Raw genomic sequence first — 4,232 nt, forward strand, 5'->3', positions numbered from 1 at the left:
AAGCCGGGCAGGGTTTTATCAAGAATGCTTTGAATATCCATGCTTCTCCAGAAGTACATAAACAAAAAAATGGCCGCGCGGCCATTTTTCGTGTGATTTGAAAAATTGGCCTATTATAACTGTTTTCCAGATAAAAGAAAAGCGTTGATTTGGCGTGGATTTTTTGAAGTGATTGCTTAAATGGAAGAGATTGGGATGAGGCCGTCTGAAAAGGGAATTGTTGACAAGTTTTAATTTGGCTTTTCTGAAATTTTTTTAGAAAACAAAGAATTGGTATTGCTTTGTTTTCAGACGGCCTTGGATTTCCTGATTTTTCGTGCTTGCACAATGTGCAAGGCGGTTCTACAATTTCTTCATACCCTCCGAATAAGAAAGATGGCCGCTATGTCCGCACACCCGATTTATAATTTTTCCGCAGGTCCTGCCGTATTGCCGGAAGCCGTATTGCGTACCGCGCAACAGGAAATGCTCGACTACAACGGTACGGGTTTTCCCGTGATGGCGATGAGCCACCGTTCGGATATGTTTTTGAGCATTCTGCATCATGCCGAACAAGACTTGCGCCAGCTTTTGAATATTCCGTCTAACTATAAAATCCTGTTTTTACAGGGCGGTGCGACCACGCAATTCAATATGGCGGCCATGAATTTGGCGCACGGTTTTGCGACTGCCGACACGGTGGTAACGGGCAACTGGAGCCGTATTGCCTATGAACAGATGAGCCGTTTGAGCAATGCCGAAATCCGTTTGGCCGCGCATGGTGGCGAGCAATATGCCTATAAAAACCTGCCTGCGGTTGAGGATTGGGATGTCAACCCGAATTCCGCGTTTGTTCATTTTGCGATTAATGAAACCGTAAACGGCTTGCAGTATCAAAACGTCCCCAAACTTTCAGACGGCCTGCCGCCGCTGGTGTGCGATATGTCCAGCGAGATTTTGTCGCGTGAGTTTGATGTATCAGATTACGGCTTGATTTATGCCGGCGCGCAAAAAAATATCGGCCCTGCCGGTGCGACCGTGGTCATTATCCGCGAGGATTTGCTGGAGCGTTGTCCGAACGATATCCCCGATGTGTTCAACTACCGTTCTCATATCAACCGCGACGGTATGTACAACACGCCGTCCACTTATGCGATTTATATGTCGGGCTTGGTGTTCCGCTGGCTGCAAACGCAGGGCGGTGTGAAAAAAATTGAAGCGGTCAATCGAATGAAGGCGCAAACCTTGTATGAGGCGATAGACGGCAGCAGCGGTTTTTACATCAACGATATTCATCCTGATGCGCGTTCCAAAATGAACGTGGTCTTCAAAACCACAAGCGAGGATTTGGACCGCCGCTTTGTGTTGGAAGCCGAGTTGCAGGGCTTGTGCCTGCTCAAGGGCTATAAAACCGTCGGCGGCATGCGCGCCAGCATTTACAATGCGATGCCGCTTGAAGGTGTGAACGCGTTGGCCGAATTTATGAAAGATTTCCAACGACGTTACGGTTAAGACTTAAGATAAAAAGGCCGTCTGAAACTGGGTTTCAGACGGCCTTTTGATTTGAACAAGCCTTATTCGGTCACTTCTTCAGTAATGCTGTCGCGGTAGATGGTGCTGTCGTAAGTCGGTACGGGAGGTGGCAGCAGGTTGTCGAGTGTCAGCGCGGACGGGTTCAGCGTCGGGTAGCCGCTGAAGGTGACGGAATAACCGCCGTTGCCGGTACTGCGGACTTTGGCATGCGCGCCCAACGGGAAAGTGGTTTTGTTGGTGATGTGGCCGAATGGGAAGCCGGTCAACACAGGAATCTTGGCGGTGCGCGAAATGTGGTTGACAACGGCGGAGAAGTCGTAGCTGGAATCGTACGCGTCACGGATGGTGCCCATGCGGAAATCGCCGAAGATGATGGCGCGTTGTTTTTGCAAAACACCTGACAGATAAAGCGTATTGAGCATGCGCTCGATGCGGTAGGGTTGCTCGCTGACGTCTTCGATAAAGAGGATGCCGCCTTGAATATCGGGCATGTAGGGCGTACCGGCGAGGGAAGCGAGTACGCTTAGGTTGCCGCCCCATAATGTACCTTCGACGTTGACATCAGCGCGTTGGATGGTTGGAACATCAACGATGTTGACGTTGTTGGTCGTGCCGCGGATGAAGGAATCCATGGTAAAGACGCTGGGGTCTGCTTTGCCGAATTCGCTGTACACCATCGGGCCGGCAAAGCTCATCATATTGCCTTTGGCCAACAGGGCGAGTTGGACGGCGCACACGTCGCTGAAACCAAAGAACAATGTGCCGCGTTCGCGCATTCTGGCGCCGAGTGAGGCAAAGTCGATTTGCGGTAGGATGCGTGCCGCGCCGTAGCCGCCGCGCAGACCCATCAAGACTTTAGGTGTTTCAACCCGGCCGTTGGCAACGTCTTGGAAGTCGGCGGCACGTTGGGCGTCGCTGCCGGCAAAGCGTTGGTAACGGCGGCTGCCTGCCTGTTGGTTAGTCACGGTAAAGCCCGCGTTGTAGAGGCGTGTCAGGCCGGTGGTCACGCGGTTGGGGTCTTCGGCGAAGCCTGACGGCGCAACAACGCGCAGGAGGTTGTCGCCGGAACGTGGCGGATGGGGTTGCTTAGGTTGCACGGTTTTGGCTTTCGCGGTGGTAGAAGTGGTTTTGGTTTGCGGCGTGGTGGTCGTGCCTGTGCCGCAGGCTTGCAACAACCCTGCGCCTGCCGCGGCAGAGCAGGTACGCAGGAAATGGCGGCGCGTGGTGGAGGTCATTGAGGTTTTCCTTTTGTTATATGTTCAGACGGCCTGAACTGGGCGTGTCGGACCTTACAGGTCGTCTGAAAGTTTAAGCGATTAAGTTTTTGATTTGTTGCGGCCAATTTTCGGGCAGGGTCATGCCGTGTTCGTGTACGGGTGCGGCCCAAATCGGTGCAGGGAAGTTGGCGTCGTTTTCAAAGCGGGCGATGACGTGCCAATGCAGATGGGGCACAACATTGCCGAGGCTGGCCAGATTGATTTTGGCCGGGCGGAAGACTTGGCGCATTGCGGCTTCAACCTGATACACCATTTCCATGATTTCGTTGCGTTCGGCAGGGGAAAGGTCGGTCATCTCGGAAACATGGTCATTCCAAATAACGCGGCAGAATGCCGGTGCGCCGGCTTCGTTGTGGACGGCGATCACGCGCAGGTTTGGCGTTTGCAGCAAAATGTCTTCGTTGTCGGCAGTGCAGATGGGGCAGGTCATGGGTTTTTCTTTCTCAGTCTGAATAGGAATCGGATGATTGCCATCAGGATTTTTAGAACGAGGTAAATGGCAGTCAGAGATATGAATGCGAAAAGCCACGGTTCAGGTATAAACCACCAAAATAAATAGGCGGGCGTGATTAAGTCGGCACATTCTTTGGCACTCTTAACGTGATCGCACAAGCCAAAGCGAAAAAAATCATCGACATCATGAAAGGGCGAATAGGCGAACATAAGCGCTATGGGCATCACACAAATCAATGCAATGATGGCAATCCAAAAGAATGGTTTGAGATGTTTGAGTGCAGTTATGGACGAAGTTTATGCAAATTTTGCCGCCCCCTGATTGGCAAGTTCGTCGGCTTTTTCGTTTTCAGGGTGTCCGGCATGGCCTTTCACCCACGTCCAGCGGACATCGTGCTGTTGAACCAGACTATCCAGTTCTTTCCATAAATCATCGTTTTTGACCGGTTTCTTGGCGGCGGTTTTCCAGCCGTTTTTTTTCCAGCCGTGTATCCAGCTTTCCATGCCGTTTTTGACGTATTGCGAGTCGGTGCAGATGACGACTTGGCAGCGGCGTTTTAGGGACTTCAGCCCTTCGATGACGGCGGTCAGCTCCATGCGGTTGTTGGTGGTTTCGGCTTCGCCGCCGAACAATTCTTTTTCATGTGTGCCGTAGCGCATAAATACACCCCAGCCGCCTGCGCCGGGGTTGCCTTTGCATGCGCCGTCTGTGTAGAGGTAAACGGGTTTATCCATGGGCATGTCTTTGTCGAATAAGGCGGTATCATAACATAAGGCCGTCTGAAATATCGGCAAATACGGTTTGCGCGTGTAAAATACCCTGCACTTATCACTCGTATAGAAAGCAGGCAGATATGGGATTATTCAGCGGCCTTTTGGGCAATGCTTCGCAAAAAGACGCCGATGCGGTGGAACGCGATTTGGCGAATATCCTGATTGATGGCGAACAGGTAAAAATGGCATTCAGCCTGGTGCGCGATTTGATTGTGT

5 protein-coding genes are annotated in these 4,232 nt (G+C 51.7%); 2 read left to right on the forward strand and 3 right to left on the reverse strand.

The features are described from left to right. Positions 1–384 precede the first annotated feature (384 nt). Positions 385–1,491 carry a phosphoserine transaminase gene (serC, locus tag ACTHUE_RS11845; RefSeq protein WP_219089518.1) on the forward strand — a complete coding sequence of 369 codons (1,107 nt, stop codon included), beginning with the start codon at positions 385–387 and terminating at the stop codon, positions 1,489–1,491. Positions 1,492–1,553: 62 nt separating this feature from the next. Here serC and ACTHUE_RS11850 read toward each other — a convergent pair whose 3' ends face one another. The 3 genes from ACTHUE_RS11850 to rnhA form a co-directional block, all read right to left on the reverse strand. Further along, the gene (locus ACTHUE_RS11850) at positions 1,554–2,747 is read right to left on the reverse strand and encodes an LD-carboxypeptidase (RefSeq protein WP_440402956.1); all 1,194 of its coding nucleotides are present in this window, start codon (positions 2,745–2,747) and stop codon (positions 1,554–1,556) included. Between the two features lie 73 nt (positions 2,748–2,820). Then, positions 2,821–3,219, reverse strand: coding sequence for an HIT domain-containing protein (locus tag ACTHUE_RS11855; protein ID WP_315094757.1), 399 nt, complete (start codon positions 3,217–3,219; stop codon positions 2,821–2,823). A gap of 320 nt (positions 3,220–3,539) precedes the next feature. Beyond that, on the reverse strand, positions 3,540–3,977 hold the full coding sequence (rnhA, locus tag ACTHUE_RS11860) for a ribonuclease HI (RefSeq protein WP_036473212.1): 438 nt from the start codon (positions 3,975–3,977) through the stop codon (positions 3,540–3,542). A 119-nt stretch (positions 3,978–4,096) separates the two neighbouring features. Here rnhA and ACTHUE_RS11865 point away from each other — a divergent pair. Continuing rightward, the coding region (locus tag ACTHUE_RS11865) for a PH domain-containing protein (protein ID WP_440423536.1) at positions 4,097–4,232 on the forward strand (136 nt) is incomplete at its 3' end.

This window comes from Neisseria sp. P0021.S005, from assembly GCF_051956955.1.

Bases quoted from the DNA above. Each gene is read 5' to 3' on its own strand.
- serC (WP_219089518.1), top strand. From the start codon at position 385: ATGTCCGCACACCCGATTTATAATTTTTCCGCAGGTCCTGCCGTATTG.
- ACTHUE_RS11850 (WP_440402956.1), bottom strand. From the start codon at position 2,747: ATGACCTCCACCACGCGCCGCCATTTCCTGCGTACCTGCTCTGCCGCG.
- ACTHUE_RS11855 (WP_315094757.1), bottom strand. From the start codon at position 3,219: ATGACCTGCCCCATCTGCACTGCCGACAACGAAGACATTTTGCTGCAA.
- rnhA (WP_036473212.1), bottom strand. From the start codon at position 3,977: ATGGATAAACCCGTTTACCTCTACACAGACGGCGCATGCAAAGGCAAC.